Below are 19,771 nucleotides of genomic sequence, written 5' to 3' on the forward strand. Positions count from 1 at the left end.
GTGGCTCGGCGGACTGGTCACCATCAGGCCAACGTATTACAATACGCGCCCAGCATAAGCCTTTATGCTTTTTACCTGCACTGAGTAAACGGCTAGCCGATGACGAAAAAACTGCATATCAAAACCTGGGGCTGTCAGATGAACGAATACGATTCGTCCAAGATGGCCGACTTACTGGACAGCACCCACGGCTACCAGTTGACGGATAACCCCGAGGAAGCGGATGTATTGCTGCTCAATACCTGCTCCATTCGCGAGAAAGCCCAGGAAAAGGTATTCCATCAGCTGGGCCGCTGGCGGGAATTGAAATTAGCCAACCCTGATTTGATTATCGGGGTCGGCGGCTGCGTTGCGTCGCAAGAAGGTGCGCATATCCGCGAACGTGCCCATTATGTGGACATTATTTTTGGGCCGCAGACCCTGCACCGGCTGCCGGAAATGATCAATCACGTCCGAGGCACCCGCAGTCCGGTGGTGGATATCAGCTTCCCGGAAATCGAAAAATTCGATCGCCTGCCGGAACCGCGCGCCGACGGACCCACCGCCTTTGTCTCAATTATGGAAGGTTGTAACAAATATTGCAGTTTCTGCGTCGTGCCCTATACACGGGGCGAGGAAGTCAGCCGTCCCTGCGACGATATTCTGTTTGAAATAGCGCAACTGGCGGCGCAGGGCGTGCGGGAAGTCAACCTGCTGGGCCAGAACGTCAACGCCTATCGCGGCGCCAGCTATGACGGTGATATCTGCACTTTCGCCGAGCTGCTGCGCCTGGTGGCGGCCATAGACGGTATCGACCGGGTCCGATTCACCACCAGCCACCCCATTGAATTCAGCGACGATATCATCGAGGTCTACCTTGATACCCCCGAACTGGTGAGCTTTGTGCATCTGCCGGTGCAAAGCGGTTCGGATCGTATCCTGACCATGATGAAACGCGCCCATACCGCGCTGGAGTACAAATCCATCATCCGTAAATTGCGCAAGGCCCGCCCCGGTATCCAGATAAGCTCCGATTTCATCATCGGTTTCCCCGGTGAAACCCAGTCCGATTTCGAACAGACCATGCAGCTTATCGCCGATGTGAATTTCGATATGAGCTACAGTTTCATCTACTCCGCCCGTCCCGGCACCCCGGCCGCCGATATGGTAGACGATGTCGGCGAAGACGAGAAAAAACAGCGGCTTCATCTGCTGCAGGAACGCATCAGCCAGCAGGCCATGCAGTACAGCCGCCGGATGAAGGACACGGTGCAGCGTATCCTGGTGGAAGGCACCTCCCGCAAAAGCCTGATGGAACTCTCGGGCCGCACCGAAAATAACCGTGTGGTGAACTTTGAAGGCCGGCCGGATATGATCGGCAAATTCGTGGACGTCGAGATTGTTGATGTCTATCCCAACTCGCTGCGCGGCGTCGTGGTGCGAACCGAGGACGAAATGGGCCTCAGGGTCAGTGAAAGTCCGGCGTCGGTCATCGCCCGCACCCGCAAAGAGAATGATATCGGCGTAGGTATCCATCAGCCGTGATCCCTCCCCGATCCACCCTGGGCGTGCGGTTTCCCGCCGCCCTTCTTTGCCAGGCGGTCCTGCCGGTTGCTTTTCGCGATTCGTGCCCCAATATCCTTCTGAAAGCTTGCACCCTTGACGCCGGCGGGTGTTTACTTCATTTATTGAGTCCTATACCCGTCATACTGCAAGTTGCGGGTAGGTTGGTTTTGATACCCTTGACACTCTCTAACATGGTCTTTACGGCCAAGAGGAAAAGTTTGAACGTTGACACTAAAGAAATCGTACTGGAGCCGGCGGATAATAACCGCCTAATGAGCCTCTGCGGGCCGTTTGATGACAATATCAAACATCTTGAACGCCGGTTGGGCATTGAAATCAATCGTCGTGACAACGTTTTTAAACTCGTGGGCAAGCCGCTTTGCGTCGAGGCGGCGGCTAATATCCTGCGAACGCTTTATGTGGATACCGCGCCGGTGCGCGGCCTGATCGCCGATATCGAGCCTGAAAAAATACATCTGGCCATCAAGGAAAGCCGGGTGTTGGAACAGACCGCCGAAAGCGTGCCGGACTATGGCAAAGCGGTGAACATTCAGACCAAACGGGGAGTTATCAAACCCCGGACGCCCAACCAGGCGCAATATATCGCCAATATCCTTGATCATGATATCACCTTCGGCGTCGGCCCGGCCGGTACCGGTAAAACCTACCTGGCGGTGGCGGCGGCGGTGGATGCGCTGGAACGGCAGGAGATACGCCGTATCATGCTGACCCGCCCTGCGGTGGAGGCGGGGGAAAAGCTCGGTTTCCTGCCCGGCGATCTCGCCCAGAAGGTGGATCCTTACCTGCGCCCGCTGTATGACGCGCTGTTTGAAATGCTCGGTTTCGAACGTGTGGAAAAGCTCATCGAACGCAACGTCATTGAAGTCGCTCCGCTGGCCTATATGCGCGGGCGGACCCTTAACGATGCTTTCATCATCCTGGATGAGAGCCAGAACACCACCGTTGAACAGATGAAAATGTTCCTGACGCGCATCGGTTTTAATTCCAAGGCGGTCATTACCGGCGACATCACGCAAATCGACCTGCCGCGTAATGCCAAATCCGGGCTGCGTCATGCCATCGATGTGCTGGCGAGCGTTGAGGAAATCAGCTTCAACTTTTTCCATAGCGAGGACGTGGTGCGACATCCTGTAGTGGCCCGCATCGTGGTGGCCTATGAAGAATGGGAAAGCGCCGAGCAAAAACGCAAAGACGCATTGGCGGAGCTGCGCAAGCGCGAATCCTATAACCATTACAACGGCCAGGGGACGCTCGGCGACAATGAGGGACAAGCCCGATGAGTGACGTTATTCTTGATTTACAGCTGGCCTGCGAAGACGTCGCGGGTTTGCCCGACGAAGCGGCATTTACCCGCTGGCTGACGGCGGTGTTGCCGCGTTTCCGTCCACTGGCCGAAGTGACCGTCCGTCTGGTGGATGAGGCGGAAAGCCACGAACTGAACCTGACTTACCGCGGCAAGGACAAGCCCACCAATGTATTGTCGTTCCCGTTTGAAGCCCCGCCGCAGGTTGAGCTGCCGCTGCTGGGGGACCTGGTGATTTGCCGCCAGGTGGTGGAACGGGAATCGGAGGAACAAAATGTCCCCCTGGATGCCCATTGGGCGCATATGGTTGTTCACGGCTGCCTTCATCTGCTAGGGTATGATCATATCCTCGATGAGGAAGCCGAGGAGATGGAAGCGCTGGAAGCTGAAATCCTGCAATCCATGGGTTATCCGGACCCTTATATTGCGGAAAAAGACGTTAACCCCTAACCCACTACGAGTGAAATTAACTAAACGCCATGAGCGACGACCATTCGCAAAGCAATGACAGCCCCAGTCCCAAAAAAGGCTTTTTTACCCTTATCCTTAATCAACTATTTCACGGTGAACCCAAAAATCGTAATGATTTGCTGGAACTTATCCGCGATTCGGAACAAAACGAGCTGATAGACCCCGATACCCGCGATATGCTGGAGGGCGTAATGGACATCGCCGAACAGCGCGTCAGGGATATCATGATCCCCCGTTCACAGATTGTGACGCTGAAAAACAACCAGTCCCTGGAAGAGTGTCTTGATGTCATTATCGAATCCGCTCACTCCCGTTTTCCGGTGATAAGCGAGGATAAGGATCATATCGAGGGGATCCTGATGGCCAAGGACCTGCTGCCGTTTATGCTCAGCAATTCCCAGCCTTTCAGCATGGATAAAGTATTGCGCCCCGCGGTGGTGGTGCCGGAAAGCAAGCGGGTCGATCGCATGCTCAAGGAATTTCGCTCTCAGCGCTATCACATGGCCATCGTCATCGATGAGTTCGGCGGCGTCTCGGGCCTGGTGACCATTGAGGATATCCTGGAGCTGATTGTCGGCGAAATCGAAGATGAATACGATGACGAGGAAGACCGGGACATTCGCCAGCTTAACCGTCATACCTTTACCATTCGCGCCCTTACCCCCATTGAAGATTTCAACGACGCGTTCGGCACCCATTTCAGCGACGAGGAAGTGGATACCATCGGCGGTCTGGTGATGCAGGCGTTCGGCCATTTGCCGGCCCGCGGCGAAACCATTGAAATTGACGACTATGTGTTTAAGGTTGCCATGGCCGACAGTAGACGGATTATTCAGGTTCATGTCAAAATCCCCGACGATTCACCTCAACCCATAATGGAAGAATAATTTTTACATGGTTATCGCCGAGCGATCTAAACGCCAGTGGCTGCGTATGCTGCTGGCGCTGTTAACGGGTGCCTGCGGCACCCTTGCTTTTTCACCTTATGATTTCTGGCCCGCGGCGCTCTTGTCATTAGCCGGTCTGCTGGCGGTAGGTTTAAACCGGACGCCACGCCAGGCCGCTTGGCTTGGTTTTATCTGGGGTTTTGGCCTGTTCGGCAGCGGCATGAACTGGATTTATGTCAGTATCGCCCAATTCGGCGGCCTTCCCGGAGCGGTTAATGTCGGTTTGGTGGTGATACTGGCGGCCTATCTGGCGCTTTACCCGATGCTGTTCAGCGGCCTGCTGGCGCGCATCTGGCCGGCCACCACGGTATGGCGGCTGGCGCTGGGCGCGCCGGTGCTGTGGCAGATTACGGAATTCCTGCGCGGCTGGGTGCTCACCGGCTTACCCTGGCTGCAGTTCGGCTACACGCAAATCGACGGTCCCCTCAAGGGCCTGGCGCCGCTGTTCGGCGTCGAGTCCCTGACCTTCGTACTGATGGCCGTCAGCGGCCTGCTGGTGGCCTCCCTGGCGCTGCGGGGTCCATTGACGGCGGTTTGCGGGCTGGCGCTCTTGCTGCTGCCCTGGCCGCTAAGCAACCTGCGCTGGTATACCCCCGTGGAAGCGCGGGCGATTAATGTTGCCATGGTGCAGGGGAACATCGCCCAATCCCTGAAGTGGGACGCCGATCAGGTGCGCCCGACGCTGGATATTTATCTTAACCACAGCCGCCCGGCCCTGGGAAAAGCGCAAATCATCATCTGGCCCGAATCGGCGATCCCGGATGACGAGCTGGATCAGAACCGGTTTCTGCTGACGCTGGACGGATTGCTGCGGGACGAGCATAGCAGTCTTATTACCGGCATTATCGATTCGCGTCCGTCTCCGGCCGGGGACCGGTATTACAACAGTATTGTGGTGCTGGGGGAAAATACCCCTTACCATTACCCGAGCCCGAATCGCTACGCCAAATATCACCTGGTGCCTTTTGGCGAATTTGTACCCTTTGAAAAGCTGTTGCGCCCGTTGGCGCCGTTATTCAACCTGCCGATGTCCTCCTTCAGCCGCGGCAATTATATCCAGCCGCAGCTCAACGTGGCCGGAATGAAACTGACGGCGGCCATCTGCTACGAAATTGTCCTGGGTTCTCAGGTGAGGGATAATTTCCGTCCCGATACCGATTTTCTGCTGACCATCTCCAATGACGCCTGGTTCGGCCACTCCATCGGACCGTGGCAGCATTTTCAGATGGCGCGGATGCGCTCCCTGGAACTGGGACGCCCGCTGCTGCGCAGTACCAATAACGGCGTGACGGCGGTAATCGGCGCAGACGGTAAAATCAATGCGCAGTTGCCTCAATTTACCCGCGACGTGCTCAGCGCCAGGGTAACGCCCACTACCGGCATGACGCCCTATGCCCGTTTCGGCGATTGGCCGCTGTGGATAGTCACACTGCTGCTGGGCTTTACGGCGCTGGTATTCGGCCGCCGCCGGCAAACGCGGTTTTTATAGAGCAAACGGCGGGCGAACCTGCCCGCCTATTACCGAAGAGAATGCCATGACGCCCGATCCCCGTTATCTGCTTACCGATCCCGCCCAACTGCGCGAACATTATGCGCAGCCCGCAAAAGGGGTGGTGCTAAAGCAAATTGACCATATTGACGACTATGGACGGCGGCTCATCGCCTTATCGCCTTTTATGGTCCTTGGCACCCTCGGCGCCCGGGGTATCGACTGCTCTCCCAAAGGCGGCGAACCCGGTTTTGTACAGGTCGAGGACACCAAGACGTTGTTATTGCCCGACCGCGCCGGCAACAATCGCCTTGACGGCCTGAACAACCTTCTGCAAAACCCGTATGTGGGCATGCTGTTCCTGATCCCGGGCTGGCAAGAGACGTTCCGGGTTAACGGCCGTGGGTGTATCTCCGTCGACCCGGCGTTATGTCAACGTTTCCCGCTGAATGGACACCCGGCAAAAAGCGTCATTTGTATCGAAGTAGACGAAGCCTTTATTCATTGCGGCCGGGCCGTCGGCTTTGCCGACCTCTGGAATCCCGAAAAACATCCCGACCCGGCACGGATCCCCAAGCCAATGGATATTTTCAAAGCTCATGTGGCCTTATCGTCCCTTGACGCTAAATAAGATACCAAGCATGTAAATAATGACTTTGGCATAGATTTTGCTCCATAATCAGGCGATAGTCGTTAAAAACTGTTTTTTGTTGAGATAATTCCGCCCGAAATGCGCCGCAATGGTGCATTTTACGCACTCTTATTGTGCGAAACCGGTCATGACGCCGTATTTTGGTGCGCTTAATCTCACAAAACACAAACTTTTTGATTTCAAAGAATTTACAATCGACTATTTTTAATAAAGTTTGGTTTGGTTTTACGCTTTAAGCTCTCAACGCTTAACGTGATACTCATGGTTACGGGCTGCTCATTCCACCAGCACCGTAATGACAGCAAAGGAGTTGGAAGATGCAAATGCGCAAAGTGGCTTTATCATTACTGATTTTGGGTATGGCGGGAAGCATGGCCCATGCGGAAGACCTGACCGGCACACTGAAAAAGATCAAAGACAGCGGCGTGGTGGTGGTGGGCCATCGTGAGTCTTCGGTACCCTTCTCTTATTATGATAATCAGCAAAAAGTGGTGGGTTATTCGCAGAATTATTCCGATGCTATCGTGGCCGCCATCAAGAAAAAAATCGATGCGCCTAATCTGCAGGTGAAATATCTGCCTATCAGCTCGCAAAATCGTATTCCGCTGCTGCAAAACGGCACTTATGATTTTGAATGCAGTTCGACCACTAACAATCTGGAACGCCAAAAACAGGTGGATTTCTCCAATACCCTGTTTGTTATCGGCACCCGGCTTGCGGTTAAAAAGGGCAGCGGAATCAAAGACTTCTCCGACCTTGCGGGTAAAACGGTGGTGGTGACCGCCGGTACCACCTCAGAAGTGCTGATCAATAAACTGAACGACGAAAAGCACATGAATATGCGCATTATCTCCACCAAGGATCACGGCGACTCGTTCCGTACGCTGGAAACCGGCCGTGCGGCGGCCTTTATGCTGGACGATGCCTTGCTGGCCGGCGAACGCGCCAAATCCAAAAACCCGTCCGAGTGGGAGATAGTCGGTACGCCGCAATCAAAAGAAGCCTATGGCTGCATGCTGCGTAAAGACGACACGCAGTTTAAAAAATTGATGGATGACACCATTGTCTCCATCCAAACCTCCGGCCAGGCGGCAAAATGGTATGACACCTGGTTCAAACAGCCGATTCCGCCGAAGAATATGAATATGAATTTCGAGATGTCCTCTGACGTCAAGCAGCTTTTCAAAACCCCCAACGACAAAGCCGTAAACTAATAACGACTATAAGGACGGGTGACTCCCCGTCCTCTCGATTGCTTGAGGTCCCGGACAGACAGACATGCCGCGGCCGTTCCCCGCAGTATGAAAATGGTGGTCTTCATCAATCTTCAGGGTAGCGATGCTACCCTTTTTTCCCGGAGTTTTTTATGTCTATAAATTGGGACTGGGGCATTTTTTTTGAAGCCGCCCCTTTCGGCAACACCACTTATCTCGGCTGGTTATGGTCGGGATTTGAAGTGACCGTCGCGGTCTCTTTTTGCGCCTGGGTTATCGCGTTGCTGGTGGGATCGCTGTTCGGCATCCTGCGCACCGTGCCGAACCGTTTCCTTTCCGCCTTGGGCACCTGTTATGTGGAGCTGTTTCGCAATGTGCCCCTGATCGTGCAGTTTTTTATCTGGTATCTGGTGGTCCCTGAACTCTTGCCTGTACATATCGGGATGTGGTTCAAGTCGGAGCTGGATCCGAATATACAATTTTTTGTCTCGTCGATGATTTGCCTTGGCCTGTTCACCGCCGCCCGTATTTGCGAGCAGGTGCGCTCAGGCATACAGTCCTTGCCGTCGGGTCAGCGGGCCGCCGGGTTGGCCATGGGGCTGACCTTGGCCCAGACCTACCGCTATGTTCTGTTGCCCAGCGCCTATCGGGTCATCCTGCCGCCCATGACCTCGGAAATGTTGAACCTGGTAAAAAATTCCGCGGTGGCCTCCACCATCGGCCTGGTGGAGATGGCGGCGCAGGCCGGCAAGCTGCTTGATTACTCCGCACACGCCTATGAATCCTTCACCGCCATCACGGTGGGTTATCTGATCATCAACGCGGTCATTATGTTTGCCATGCACCTGGTTGAGAGAAAAGTACGCTTGCCCGGTCATGTAGGAGGTAAATGATGTACCAATTTGACTGGAGTTCTATTGGCCCCAGTATGCCCTATATGCTGCAGGGTATGGCATTAACGCTGAAAATCACCTTTACAGCGGTTTTTGTCGGCATTGTCTGGGGCACCGTCCTGGCGGTCATGCGCCTGTCGTCATTCAAGCCCGTCAGCTGGCTGGCAAAAATTTACGTCAATCTGTTCCGTTCCATACCTTTGCTGATGGTGCTGTTATGGTTTTACCTGGTGGTGCCCAGCTTCCTGCAAAGAGTGATGGGACTGTCGCCAAAAACCGATATCCGGCTGATTTCGGCCTTGGTGGCTTTTTCCCTGTTTGAAGCCGCCTATTATGCCGAGATTATCCGCGCCGGGATAATCAGTATCGCCCGGGGGCAGTCTTCGGCCGCGCTGGCATTGGGCATGACCTATTGGCAGTCCATGCAACTGATTATCCTGCCCCAGGCGTTCCGGGCCATGGTGCCGCTGCTGCTGACTCAGGGTATCGTGTTATTCCAGGATACCTCGCTGGTTTACGTATTGAGCCTGGCGGACTTTTTTCGCACCGCAACGTCGGTGGGTGAGCGCGACGGCACCCAGGTGGAAATGATTTTGTTTGCCGGCGCGGTTTATTTTGTCATCAGCCTGAGCGCTTCTGCGCTGGTGAATCATTTAAAGAAAAGGACGGTTTGATGATTTCCCTGAAAAATATTTCGAAATGGTATGGTCATTTTCAGGTTCTGACCGACTGCTCAACCGAAGTGCAAACCGGCGAGGTCGTGGTGGTTTGCGGTCCTTCGGGTTCGGGTAAATCCACCTTGATTAAAACCGTTAACGGCCTGGAACCGATCCAGCAGGGAAAAATCCAGGTTAACGATATCGTGGTGAATGACCGACATACCAATCTTGCGCAATTACGCGCCAAGGTGGGCATGGTATTTCAGCATTTTGAATTATTCCCCCATCTTTCCATCATCGAAAACCTGACCCTGGCTCAGGTAAAAGTGCTTAAGCGCAATAAGGACGCCGCGCGGGAAAAAGGGCTGAAATTACTGGAACGCGTCGGCCTGTCCGTACAGGCTAATAAATACCCCGGTCAATTGTCCGGCGGCCAGCAACAGCGGGTGGCCATTGCCCGTGCGCTGTGCATGGACCCGGTGGCGATGCTGTTTGATGAACCGACTTCGGCGCTGGATCCGGAGATGATAAACGAAGTGCTGGATGTCATGGTGGAGCTGGCGCAGGAAGGCATGACCATGATGGTGGTCACCCATGAAATGGGCTTTGCGCGCAAAGTGGCCAACCGGGTGATTTTCATGGATGAAGGAAGAATTGTGGAAGACACCCATAAAGAGGCGTTCTTCCAGAATCCGCAAACCGATCGCGCCCGGGATTTTCTGGCAAAAATCCTGCACTAACTTACCGGACCTCAAACCGGTCCTGTTAAAGGGAGAGTGCGCCAATGTGGTCGAAGCGGGCGTGGTTTTTCCGCCCGCCCGAGCGCCACATGGCACGCTAGACCCGCGATCGCCGAGGCCTGAACCGGGCCTGTTAAAAGGAACTCGCGCCACATACTCCTCAGAATGGCCGCCGCTGGAACTGATCAAAACCGCACTCCGGGCACAGCGGCAGCACTTCCGGCGTATAAACCGGCTGAGTATGATGGCAGCGTTCGCACACCAGATTGCCCAGCCCCACTACTTCTCCGCTGGTATAGACACCGTGATGGGAGACATCCTTGAAGATTTCCTGCCATTCAAGCTGGGTTTTATCGGTAATATCCGCCAGTTCCTGCCACAGGCTCTCTTTTATCACCCGGGTGAAAACGCTATCGGTATTTTCCCCGCGGCTTTCATCATAACTACGAGCAAACTCTTCCAGATCGCGTCGCACCGCCCGGGTTAAATTGTCCACTTCGGCCGGGGTCAGATCCCCCGCGGCTAGCAGCCGCCGATGGCCATCCGCCACCAGCGCGTCGATGTCCCGTTCGCCCTGTTCCAGCTGATGACTCAGGGAGGCCAGTAATTCCCGGTAATAGATTGCAACGTTGTCCATCATTGACTCCTCGTCTGTGCCAAACCGGCCAGTGACTGCCCGCCGGCCGAACCGGAATAGCTATTGTGCCGATAATTCTAGTTCATGGGAGTAAACTCACTCGGCATAAAACCGGCGGCAAGGAAATATTTCGCCCCGATGACGCCTATTGTGGCAGAAATACGCCTCCGGGCTACGGCGGGTGTTGTTGCCACTGTTGCTTATCAGCTATGCTATGCGGATCTTTGGTTAAGAGCGTCCGATAAAAAATACGGGCGTAGCTGTATTTCACTATAGGACCACTGGCTGCCATGCAAGAGCAATATCGCCCGGAAGAAATCGAACCCCACGTCCAGCGTCACTGGCATGAACACAAAACTTTCAGCGTCACAGAGGATAACAGCAAGCAAAAATACTATTGCCTGTCCATGCTGCCTTATCCCTCCGGCCGCCTGCATATGGGCCATGTGCGCAATTACACCATTGGGGACGTGATTTCGCGCTATCAGCGCATGCTGGGCAAAAACGTACTTCAGCCCATCGGCTGGGACGCTTTCGGTCTGCCGGCGGAAGGGGCGGCGGTAAAAAACAATACCGCGCCGGCACCCTGGACCTATGCCAATATCGACTATATGAAAACCCAGCTTAAGCTGCTGGGATTCGGTTATGACTGGGACCGTGAAGTCACCACCTGCCGGCCGGAATATTATCGTTGGGAACAGTGGTTCTTCGCCCGGCTGTATGAAAAGGGACTGGTCTATAAAAAGACCTCCGCAGTGAACTGGTGTCCTCACGACCAGACGGTATTGGCCAACGAACAGGTTATCGACGGCTGCTGCTGGCGTTGCGATACCAAAGTGGAACGCAAAGAGATCCCGCAGTGGTTCGTGAAGATCACGGCGTACGCCGATCAACTGCTTTACGACCTGGACAAGCTGGAGAGCTGGCCTGAACAGGTAAAAACCATGCAACGCAACTGGATTGGCCGCTCCGAGGGGGTTGAAATCAGGTTCGACGTAGCGGAAAGCGGCGAAAAGCTGTCGGTGTACACCACCCGTCCCGATACATTTATGGGCGTAACCTATGTCGCCATCGCCGCCGGCCATCCGTTATCGTTGCAGGCCGCCGCCGCCAACCCGGCCCTGGCGGATTTTATCGCCGAATGCCGCAATACCAAAGTGGCTGAAGCCGACATGGCCACCATGGAGAAAAAAGGCATGGATACCGGCCTGTTCGCCATTCATCCGCTGAACGGCGAACGGGTGCCGATCTGGGTCGCCAACTTCGTGTTGATGGACTACGGTACCGGCGCGGTGATGGCGGTGCCCGGCCATGACCAGCGCGACTGGGAGTTCGCCACCAAATACGGTCTTTCCATCAAACCGGTTATCCTGGCGGCGGACGGCAGCGAGCCGGATCTCAATCAGCAGGCCATGACGGAAAAAGGCGCGTTGTTTCACTCCGGTGAATTCGACGGTCTCGATTACGCCGCCGCGTTTAACGCCATCGCCGATAAACTGGTGGCGCTGGGGGTGGGCGAGCGCAAGGTCAATTATCGCCTGCGGGACTGGGGCGTATCCCGGCAGCGTTATTGGGGCGCGCCGATTCCAATGATCACCCTGGAAGACGGCACGGTCATACCGACGCCGGACGATCAGCTGCCGGTGCTGCTGCCGGAAGATGTGGAGATGGACGGCATCACCAGCCCGATAAAAGCCGATCCCCAGTGGGCGAAAACCACCGTGAACGGCAGGCCGGCATTACGTGAAACCGATACCTTCGACACCTTTATGGAGTCCTCCTGGTATTATGCCCGCTATACCTGCCCGCACTATGACACCGGTATGCTGGATCCCGCCGCCGCCAATTACTGGCTGCCGGTGGATCAGTATATCGGCGGCATCGAACATGCCATCATGCATTTGATGTATTTCCGTTTTTACCATAAATTGCTGCGGGATGCCGGCCTGGTAACTTCCGATGAACCCGCCAAACGTTTATTGTGCCAGGGCATGGTGCTGGCGGACGCGTTTTATTATACCGGCGCCGGCGGCGAGCGCGTCTGGGTATCGCCGGTGGATGTGACGGTGCAACGGGATGAAAAAAGCCGGATCGTTAAAGCCGCCGACGCCACGGGCCGCGAGCTGGTTTATGCCGGCATGAGCAAGATGTCCAAATCGAAAAATAACGGCATCGATCCGCAGGTGATGGTGGAAAAATACGGCGCCGATACCGTACGTTTGTTTATGATGTTCGCTTCACCGGCGGAAATGACCCTGGAATGGCAGGAATCCGGCGTTGAAGGCGCAAACCGTTTTCTGAAGCGGGTGTGGAAACTGGTTTATGATCATACGGCGTCGGGCCCGGTGCGGCCGCTGGACCTAAGCGACCTGACCGATCCGCAAAAAGAGCTGCGCCGCGATCTGCACAAGACCATTGCCAAGGTCACCGACGATATCGGCCGGCGCCAAACCTTCAACACCGCCATCGCCGCCATCATGGAACTAATGAATAAGCTGGCGCGCCTGCCGCAGGAGAATGATCAGGATCGGGCATTGCTGCGGGAAGCGCTGCTGACGGTGGTGCGCATGCTTTATCCTTTCACCCCCCATACCAGTTTCGCCCTGTGGCGGGAGCTGGGCGGCGAAGGGGATATCGACAATGCGTCCTGGCCGGTTGCAGATGACAGCGCCATGGTGGAAAACGACAAACTAGTGGTGATTCAGGTTAATGGTAAACTGCGCGGCAGAATTACCGTGCCCGCCGACGCCGACGAGGCATTGGTGCGTGAACGCGCCGCCCGGGAACACCTGGTGGCAAAATATCTTGAAGGGGTCCAGGTGCGTAAAGTCATTTATGTACCGGGCAAATTGCTTAACCTGGTTGTAGGTTAAGACAAGGAGGCGTTGTGCGACATCGGATGAAAGCATTGTTGCTGGGGGTCGCGGTGCTGGTCACCGCCGGCTGCGGTTATCATTTGCGCGGTACCGGGGCTCATACCATGGTACCCAATGATTTAAAAACACTCACCCTGAACAGTTACGATCCTTACGGACCGCTGACCCGGGCGGTGCGGTCGGAATTACGGCTCAACGACATTAAGATAGTCAAGGACTCCGATCCCAAAAGCCGGCTCCTGCCTTCATTGCGCCTGACCGGCGCCGGCGAAAGCCAGGAGACGGTGTCGGTGTTCCTGAACGGCACCACCGCCGAATACCAGCTGGTGCTGGATGTGCAGGCATCCCTGCTGACGCCCGGTAAGGACTTGTTCCCCATCGATATCCGGGTATTCCGTTCGTTTTTTGACAACCCCTTGACCGCCCTGGCCAAAGCCAATGAAGGCGATATCATCCGGCAGGAAATGCGGGAACAGGCGGCACAGCAGCTGGTGCGCAGGCTTCTGGCGGTTCATGCCGCCGAGGAAGCCAGCAAAAGGCAGTCCGATAAACAGGCGAGTCTCACCTTGAAAAAAGCCTTGGCGGCCCAGGACGCGCAATGATCAGGCTTTACCCCGAGCAGCTCGGCGCGCAGTTGCAGGAATCACTGCGCGCCTGCTATTTGCTGTTCGGGAACGATCCGCTGCTGTTGCAGGAAAGCCACGATGCGATACGCCGCCAGGCGGAATCACAGGGCTTCTCCGAACATCTGAGCTTTATTCTGGATACGTCCGTGGACTGGGACGAGATCTTCAGCCTTTGCCAGGCAATGAGCCTGTTCGCCAGCCGGCAGACCTTATTGCTGATAATGCCGGAAAATGGGGCCAACGCGGCCCTGGGCGAAAAACTGGCGCAATTGTCCACCCTGCTCCATCCGGATTTATTATTAATGTTGCGGGGGACCAAATTAACCCGCGCCCAGGAGAACAGCGCTTGGTACAAATCCCTCGGCCGCAACGGAGCATATGTGAGCTGCATGACGCCGGAGCAGGGGCAACTGCCGCGCTGGGCGGCCGCGCGGGCCAAGGCGATGAAGCTGAGCTTGGATGACGCCGCGAACCAGTTGCTTTGTTATTGCTATGAGGGCAACCTGCTGGCATTGTCCCAAGCCCTGGAACGCCTGTCGCTTACCTACCCCGACGGAAGCCTGACGCTGCCTCGGGTGGAAACCGCGGTTAACGACGCGGCGCACTTCACGCCCTTCCATTGGGTGGACGCCATGCTGGCGGCGAAAGGCAAACGGGCCGGACATATACTGCGGCAACTGCGGCAGGAAGCCTGTGAACCGGTGATTTTATTACGCACCCTGCAGCGAGAGGTAATGTTGTTGCTGACCATTCAACGGCAGATGCGCCAGTCGCCATTGCGCGCATTACTAGACCAGCACAAGGTGTGGCAAACCCGCAGGCCGCTGCTGACGGCGGCGTTGCAGCGCCTGTCGCCCCACCAATTGCACCATGCGGTGTCGCTGATGACCGCCATCGAAATCACCCTCAAGCAGGATTATGGCTATCCGGTTTGGTCCAGTCTGGAAACCCTTTCCCTGCTGTTATGCGGCAAAATCACCGCCGGAACGCCGATAAATGTCTGACACTGTAGCCCGGCCCTTGACCGCCCCGCCTTTGACGGCAATGTTCGGCGGCACGTTTGATCCGATACATTACGGCCATATCAAACCGGTCATTGCCCTGGCGAAGCTGGTGGGGCTCAAGCGCATCACCCTGCTGCCGAACAATGTCCCGCCCCACCGTCCGCAGCCGGAAGCCAGCGCCCAGCAGCGGCTGGCCATGGTGCAGATGGCCCTGGCGGATATCGGCGGCTCCCTGTTCGATATCGATGACCGGGAACTGAGGCGGGATAACCCGTCCTGGACAGTGGATACGTTTGAAACACTGCGCCGGGAGCGCGGCCGCAACGCGCCGCTGGGATTCATCATCGGGCAGGATTCCCTGCTGACCTTGCCACAATGGCATCGGGGGCTGGAATTATTGGATAAGTGTCATTTGTTGGTTTGCGCCCGCCCCGGCTATGGGGCTAAGATGCCTACGCCGGCATTGCAGTCTTGGCTTGAGGCGCGCCTGACCACCGATGTCGGTCAATTGCACACAAAACCCGCCGGGCTTATCTATCTGGCACCTACCCCGCAATTGTCAATTTCAGCCTCGTTAATCCGGGAACGGCGCCACGAGGGCCTGCGTTGTGATGATATGCTGACGCCATCGGTTCAGAGATATATTGACGAACAGGGTTTATATCTCTAGTGTGCCGCTCGTGTTATACTGCGCGGCTTATTTCGCGGTTAAGCACCAGACGATGCCCGTCAGTAATCAGGCAGGAATCACCCATTGAACGCAGCCTTGTCCTACATAGGTACTACATAGGTACTACAGGGCAGCGCATGCGAAGCACACCGGAGGGGAACCTTTGCAAGGTAACACGCTCAAAGATTTCGTCATTGATAAAATTGATGATTTGAAAGGTCAGGATGTTATTTCCCTTGATGTACGGGGTAAATCCAGTATTACGGACTGTATGGTGATCTGTACCGGCACCTCCAGCCGCCATGTGATGTCCATCGCCGATCACGTCGTGCAGGAGTCCCGCAGCGCGGGTCTGATGCCGCTGGGGGTGGAAGGCGAAAAAGTCGCCGACTGGATCGTAGTCGATCTGGGGGATGTCATTGTGCATGTCATGCAAGCCGAAAGTCGTCAGCTTTATGAATTGGAAAAACTCTGGAGCTGACCGGTGAGACTTCAGCTGATCGCGGTGGGCAACAGAATGCCGGATTGGGTGCAAACCGGTTTTATGGATTATTTGCGCCGTTTCCCCAAAGACATGCCGTTTGAACTGACGGAGATCCCGGCCGGCAAACGGGGAAAGAATGCCGATATCGGCCGCATTTTGGAAAAAGAAGGCGAATCGATGCTGGCCGCGGTAGGTAAAGGCAACCGCATCGTGACGCTGGATATTCCCGGCACCCCGTGGGAGACGCCGTTTTTGGCGCTCCAGCTGGAACGCTGGAAGCGGGACGGCCGCGATGTCAGCCTGCTGATTGGCGGTCCCGAAGGGTTGGCCCCAGCCTGCAAAGCGGCGGCGGAACAGAGCTGGTCGTTATCGCCGTTAACCTTGCCTCACCCCTTGGTCAGGGTGTTAGTCGCGGAGAGCCTGTATCGTGCCTGGAGCATTACCACCAACCATCCTTATCACCGGGAATAACCCGGTGAAGATGCACAAAGTGAAATAATCTCGCGGAATGAAAATAGATCACAACCCCTTTCGCGACTATTCGGCTGAGTCGGCATTATTCATTCGCCGCGCGCTGGTGGCATTTTTAGGTATTCTGTTGTTAAGCGGGATTCTGGTGGTCAATCTCTACCACCTGCAAATTACCCGTTTTGAAGATTATCAAACCCGGTCCAACGAAAACCGGATCAAACTGGTGCCCATCGCCCCCAGCCGCGGCATCATTTACGATCGCAACGGCATCCCGCTGGCGATGAACCGCACCATCTACCAGCTCGAGCTGATGCCCGAAAAAATCGACGACCTGCAGGGGACCATCAAAGCCCTCAGGCCCATCGTTGATCTGACCGATGAAGATATCGCCAACTTTCAAAAAGAACGTAAACGTTCTCATCGCTTCACTTCGATCCCCCTCAAGGTAGGGCTGACCGACGTGGAACAGGCCCGTTTCGCCGTAAACCAGTTCAACTTCCCCGGTGTGGAAGTCAAAGGCTACCAGCGCCGTTTTTATCCCTATGGATCCGCCCTGACCCATGTCATCGGTTACGTTTCCAAAATCAATGACAAGGACGTGGAGCGGCTGGACAAAGACGGCATCCTGGCAAACTATGCCGCCACCAATGATATCGGCAAACTGGGCATCGAACGTTATTATGAAAGCGTTCTGCACGGCAAAACCGGTTATGAAGAGGTGGAGGTGAATAACCGCGGCCGGGTCATTCGCCAGTTGCATGAACAGCCGCCGCAAGCGGGCAAAGACATCTACCTGACGCTGGATTTACACCTGCAGATCTATATTGAGCAATTGCTGGCGGGCAGCCGGTCGGCGGTGGTGGTGGCGGATCCTCGCGACGGCGGTATTCGCGCGCTGGTGTCCAATCCCAGTTACGATCCCAATCTGTTCGTGGACGGCATTTCCGGCAAGCAGTACCGCAGTTTGCTGGAGAATGAAGACCGGCCGTTAATCAATCGCGCCACCCAGGGGGTCTATCCGCCCGCCTCGACGGTAAAACCCTATATATCGGTGTCGGCATTGACCCTGGGGGTCATCAACAAAAACTTTACGCTGTTCGATCCCGGCTGGTGGCAACTGCCCGGTTCTGATAAGCGCTATCGCGACTGGAAAAAATGGGGGCATGGGAAGCTAAACGTCACCAAAGCCCTGGAGGAATCGGCGGATACCTTTTTCTATCAGGTGGCTTATGATTTGGGTATCGACCGGCTTTCGGAATGGATGTCGAAGTTCGGTTACGGCTCGCTAACCGGCATCGACCTTTCGGAAGAACGCGCCGGGGTCATGCCGACCCGCGAATGGAAATTGCAACGCTTCAAAAAACCCTGGTATCTTGGCGACACCATCCCGGTGGGCATCGGCCAGGGCTATTGGACCGCGACGCCAATACAAATGTCCAAGGCGCTGATGTCCCTGATCAATGACGGTGCGGTGCGAATTCCCCATCTGTTGTACAGCACCCGTGAAAACGGCAAGCTGATTCCTTACCAGCAACAGGAGCATACCCAAATCGGCGATCCCCATTCCGGTTATTGGGAGATTGCCAAAGACGGTATGTACGGGGTGGCCAACCGGCCGAACGGCACCGCCCGCAAGAATTTTGCCGACGCGCCTTATAAGGTGGCGGCCAAATCCGGTACCGCCCAGGTTTACGGCCTTAAGGCCAATGAAGTCTATAATGCGCATAAGATTGCCGAGCGCCTGCGCGACCATAAATTGATGACGGCATTCGCGCCCTACGACAAGCCTGAGGTGGTGGTGGTGGTGGTGCTGGAAAACGGCGGGGTCGGCCCGGCGGTGGGGACGATTACCCGCCAGATCCTTGATCATATCATGTTGGGCGACAACACGATTAATTTACCGGCCGAGCAGCCCGCTCCCCCAGGTACCGAAGGTGATTGAACAACATGACAGATAATCAGCAAAACGGGACATTCTGGGCCAAACTCCATATTGATTTACCGTTTCTTATCCTCATCATGCTGCTGCTGGGTTACAGCGCCATCGTGATATGGAGCGCCAGCGGCCAGGATGTGGGCATGATGGAACGCAAGATCGGCCAGATCCTGATGGGACTGCTGATCATGCTGGGGCTGGCGCAGGTGCCGCCCCGGGTCTATGAGGCCTGGGCGCCCTATTTGTACGTTATCAGCCTGGTCCTGCTGATGCTGGTGGATGCCTTCGGCCAAGTGAGTAAAGGGGCGCAGCGCTGGCTGGATTTGGGTTTTGTACGGTTTCAGCCGTCGGAAATCGCCAAAATCGCCGTGCCGCTGATGGTGGCGCGCTTTATCAATCGCGACAGTTGTCCCCCGTCGTTGAAAAATACAGCCATCGCCCTGGTGCTTATTTTTGTGCCGACACTGCTGGTGGCGGCCCAGCCCGACCTGGGCACCGCCATTTTGATCGCCGCCTCGGGACTGTTTGTACTTTTCCTGTCCGGGATGAGCTGGAAACTTATCGTCCTGGCGGCTCTGATGGTGGCGGCCTTCATTCCCATACTGTGGTTCTTTTTGATGCATGATTACCAGCGGGAGCGGGTAATGATGCTGCTGGATCCGGAAACCGATCCCCTGGGGGCGGGTTACCATATCATCCAGTCCAAAATCGCCATCGGTTCCGGCGGTTTGAGCGGCAAAGGCTGGCTGCAGGGAACCCAATCCCAATTGGAATTTCTGCCCGAACGCCATACCGACTTCATTTTTGCGGTATTGGGGGAAGAACTGGGGCTGATTGGCGCTCTGGTGCTATTAGGTCTATATCTATGCGTAATCATGCGGGGGCTGGTGATTGCCGCCAAGGCGCAAACCACCTTCGGCCGGGTGATGGCGGGCGGTCTGATGCTGATTCTGTTCGTCTATGTCTTCGTGAATATCGGCATGGTAAGTGGTATCTTACCGGTGGTCGGCGTGCCGCTGCCCCTGGTAAGCTACGGCGGCTCGGCCTTGATTGTGCTTATGGCGGGCTTCGGTATCGTCATGTCGATACATACACATCGGAAGATGCTGTCTAAAAATCTATAGAGGTGAGCA

19 protein-coding genes are annotated in these 19,771 nt (G+C 55.6%); 18 read left to right on the plus strand and 1 reads right to left on the minus strand.

Features of this window, described 5'->3' with window-relative positions:
- Window positions 1–99: 99 nt before the first annotated feature.
- The 10 genes from miaB to HB631_RS19370 all read left to right on the plus strand — a co-directional run bounded on the left by miaB (window position 100) and on the right by HB631_RS19370 (window position 9,934).
- Window positions 100–1,524: a tRNA (N6-isopentenyl adenosine(37)-C2)-methylthiotransferase MiaB gene (gene miaB / locus HB631_RS19325; RefSeq protein ID WP_213992815.1), complete on the plus strand. Its 1,425-nt coding sequence runs from the start codon at window positions 100–102 to the stop codon at window positions 1,522–1,524.
- 239 nt (window positions 1,525–1,763) lie between these two features.
- Window positions 1,764–2,846 carry a PhoH family protein gene (locus tag HB631_RS19330; protein ID WP_213992816.1) on the plus strand — a complete coding sequence of 361 codons (1,083 nt, stop codon included), beginning with the start codon at window positions 1,764–1,766 and terminating at the stop codon, window positions 2,844–2,846.
- Entirely contained in the window at window positions 2,843–3,319 is a 477-nt protein-coding gene (gene ybeY, locus HB631_RS19335) for an rRNA maturation RNase YbeY (RefSeq protein ID WP_213992817.1), read from the plus strand. Before HB631_RS19330 ends, ybeY begins: the two co-directional genes overlap by 4 nt.
- A 29-nt stretch (window positions 3,320–3,348) precedes the next feature.
- Complete coding sequence (gene corC, locus HB631_RS19340; RefSeq protein ID WP_213992818.1) at window positions 3,349–4,227, plus strand: CNNM family magnesium/cobalt transport protein CorC; 879 nt, start codon at window positions 3,349–3,351, stop codon at window positions 4,225–4,227.
- A gap of 7 nt (window positions 4,228–4,234) precedes the next feature.
- On the plus strand, window positions 4,235–5,776 hold the full coding sequence (lnt, locus tag HB631_RS19345; RefSeq protein WP_213992819.1) for an apolipoprotein N-acyltransferase: 1,542 nt from the start codon (window positions 4,235–4,237) through the stop codon (window positions 5,774–5,776).
- Between the two features lie 46 nt (window positions 5,777–5,822).
- Window positions 5,823–6,407, plus strand: a complete 585-nt coding sequence (locus HB631_RS19350) for an MSMEG_1061 family FMN-dependent PPOX-type flavoprotein (RefSeq protein ID WP_213992820.1) — start codon at window positions 5,823–5,825, stop codon at window positions 6,405–6,407.
- Window positions 6,408–6,745: 338 nt separating this feature from the next.
- A complete protein-coding gene (locus HB631_RS19355; protein ID WP_213992821.1) occupies window positions 6,746–7,642 on the plus strand; it encodes a glutamate/aspartate ABC transporter substrate-binding protein in 897 nt (298 codons plus the stop codon).
- A 152-nt stretch (window positions 7,643–7,794) separates the two neighbouring features.
- Entirely contained in the window at window positions 7,795–8,535 is a 741-nt protein-coding gene (locus HB631_RS19360) for an amino acid ABC transporter permease (protein WP_213992822.1), read from the plus strand.
- Window positions 8,535–9,209, plus strand: a complete 675-nt coding sequence (gene gltK / locus HB631_RS19365) for a glutamate/aspartate ABC transporter permease GltK (protein WP_213992876.1) — start codon at window positions 8,535–8,537, stop codon at window positions 9,207–9,209. The genes HB631_RS19360 and gltK overlap by 1 nt, the downstream gene beginning before the upstream one ends.
- Entirely contained in the window at window positions 9,209–9,934 is a 726-nt protein-coding gene (locus tag HB631_RS19370; RefSeq protein WP_213992823.1) for an amino acid ABC transporter ATP-binding protein, read from the plus strand. Before gltK ends, HB631_RS19370 begins: the two co-directional genes overlap by 1 nt.
- 160 nt (window positions 9,935–10,094) lie before the next feature.
- Here the strand turns inward: HB631_RS19370 and HB631_RS19375 are convergent, their stop codons facing one another.
- Entirely contained in the window at window positions 10,095–10,571 is a 477-nt protein-coding gene (locus HB631_RS19375; protein WP_213992877.1) for a zinc ribbon-containing protein, read from the minus strand.
- A gap of 290 nt (window positions 10,572–10,861) precedes the next feature.
- On the opposite strand from HB631_RS19375, the gene leuS reads away from it, so the two are divergent.
- From leuS to mrdB, 8 genes are all read left to right on the plus strand, one after another.
- On the plus strand, window positions 10,862–13,444 hold the full coding sequence (gene leuS, locus HB631_RS19380; protein WP_213992824.1) for a leucine--tRNA ligase: 2,583 nt from the start codon (window positions 10,862–10,864) through the stop codon (window positions 13,442–13,444).
- A 14-nt stretch (window positions 13,445–13,458) separates the two neighbouring features.
- A complete protein-coding gene (gene lptE, locus HB631_RS19385; protein WP_213992825.1) occupies window positions 13,459–14,049 on the plus strand; it encodes an LPS assembly lipoprotein LptE in 591 nt (196 codons plus the stop codon).
- Window positions 14,046–15,077 (plus strand): DNA polymerase III subunit delta, encoded by a 1,032-nt coding sequence (gene holA / locus HB631_RS19390; RefSeq protein WP_213992826.1) that lies wholly within the window; start codon window positions 14,046–14,048, stop codon window positions 15,075–15,077. The genes lptE and holA overlap by 4 nt, the downstream gene beginning before the upstream one ends.
- Window positions 15,070–15,747 (plus strand): nicotinate-nucleotide adenylyltransferase, encoded by a 678-nt coding sequence (gene nadD / locus HB631_RS19395; RefSeq protein WP_213992827.1) that lies wholly within the window; start codon window positions 15,070–15,072, stop codon window positions 15,745–15,747. The genes holA and nadD overlap by 8 nt, the downstream gene beginning before the upstream one ends.
- Window positions 15,748–15,910: 163 nt before the next feature.
- Window positions 15,911–16,228, plus strand: a complete 318-nt coding sequence (gene rsfS / locus HB631_RS19400) for a ribosome silencing factor (protein WP_213992828.1) — start codon at window positions 15,911–15,913, stop codon at window positions 16,226–16,228.
- Between the two features lie 3 nt (window positions 16,229–16,231).
- Window positions 16,232–16,702 carry a 23S rRNA (pseudouridine(1915)-N(3))-methyltransferase RlmH gene (rlmH, locus tag HB631_RS19405; protein WP_213992829.1) on the plus strand — a complete coding sequence of 157 codons (471 nt, stop codon included), beginning with the start codon at window positions 16,232–16,234 and terminating at the stop codon, window positions 16,700–16,702.
- A gap of 37 nt (window positions 16,703–16,739) precedes the next feature.
- Window positions 16,740–18,644, plus strand: coding sequence for a peptidoglycan DD-transpeptidase MrdA (mrdA, locus tag HB631_RS19410; RefSeq protein WP_213992830.1), 1,905 nt, complete (start codon window positions 16,740–16,742; stop codon window positions 18,642–18,644).
- Between the two features lie 5 nt (window positions 18,645–18,649).
- Complete coding sequence (mrdB, locus tag HB631_RS19415; RefSeq protein WP_213992831.1) at window positions 18,650–19,762, plus strand: peptidoglycan glycosyltransferase MrdB; 1,113 nt, start codon at window positions 18,650–18,652, stop codon at window positions 19,760–19,762.
- The last annotated feature ends 9 nt before the right edge of the window (window positions 19,763–19,771 follow it).

This window comes from Sodalis sp. dw_96, from assembly GCF_018449575.1.
In the GTDB taxonomy this organism is placed as follows: Bacteria; Pseudomonadota; Gammaproteobacteria; order Enterobacterales; family Enterobacteriaceae; genus Acerihabitans.

What these genes read in the sequence shown, in the direction of transcription:
- miaB (WP_213992815.1), top strand. Translation starts at nt 100, where the DNA reads ATGACGAAAAAACTGCATATCAAAACCTGGGGCTGTCAGATGAACGAA.
- ybeY (WP_213992817.1), top strand. Translation starts at nt 2,843, where the DNA reads ATGAGTGACGTTATTCTTGATTTACAGCTGGCCTGCGAAGACGTCGCG.
- corC (WP_213992818.1), top strand. Translation starts at nt 3,349, where the DNA reads ATGAGCGACGACCATTCGCAAAGCAATGACAGCCCCAGTCCCAAAAAA.
- lnt (WP_213992819.1), top strand. Translation starts at nt 4,235, where the DNA reads ATGGTTATCGCCGAGCGATCTAAACGCCAGTGGCTGCGTATGCTGCTG.
- HB631_RS19350 (WP_213992820.1), top strand. Translation starts at nt 5,823, where the DNA reads ATGACGCCCGATCCCCGTTATCTGCTTACCGATCCCGCCCAACTGCGC.
- HB631_RS19355 (WP_213992821.1), top strand. Translation starts at nt 6,746, where the DNA reads ATGCAAATGCGCAAAGTGGCTTTATCATTACTGATTTTGGGTATGGCG.
- HB631_RS19360 (WP_213992822.1), top strand. Translation starts at nt 7,795, where the DNA reads ATGTCTATAAATTGGGACTGGGGCATTTTTTTTGAAGCCGCCCCTTTC.
- gltK (WP_213992876.1), top strand. Translation starts at nt 8,535, where the DNA reads ATGTACCAATTTGACTGGAGTTCTATTGGCCCCAGTATGCCCTATATG.
- HB631_RS19370 (WP_213992823.1), top strand. Translation starts at nt 9,209, where the DNA reads ATGATTTCCCTGAAAAATATTTCGAAATGGTATGGTCATTTTCAGGTT.
- HB631_RS19375 (WP_213992877.1), bottom strand. Translation starts at nt 10,571, where the DNA reads ATGGACAACGTTGCAATCTATTACCGGGAATTACTGGCCTCCCTGAGT.
- leuS (WP_213992824.1), top strand. Translation starts at nt 10,862, where the DNA reads ATGCAAGAGCAATATCGCCCGGAAGAAATCGAACCCCACGTCCAGCGT.
- holA (WP_213992826.1), top strand. Translation starts at nt 14,046, where the DNA reads ATGATCAGGCTTTACCCCGAGCAGCTCGGCGCGCAGTTGCAGGAATCA.
- nadD (WP_213992827.1), top strand. Translation starts at nt 15,070, where the DNA reads ATGTCTGACACTGTAGCCCGGCCCTTGACCGCCCCGCCTTTGACGGCA.
- mrdA (WP_213992830.1), top strand. Translation starts at nt 16,740, where the DNA reads ATGAAAATAGATCACAACCCCTTTCGCGACTATTCGGCTGAGTCGGCA.
- mrdB (WP_213992831.1), top strand. Translation starts at nt 18,650, where the DNA reads ATGACAGATAATCAGCAAAACGGGACATTCTGGGCCAAACTCCATATT.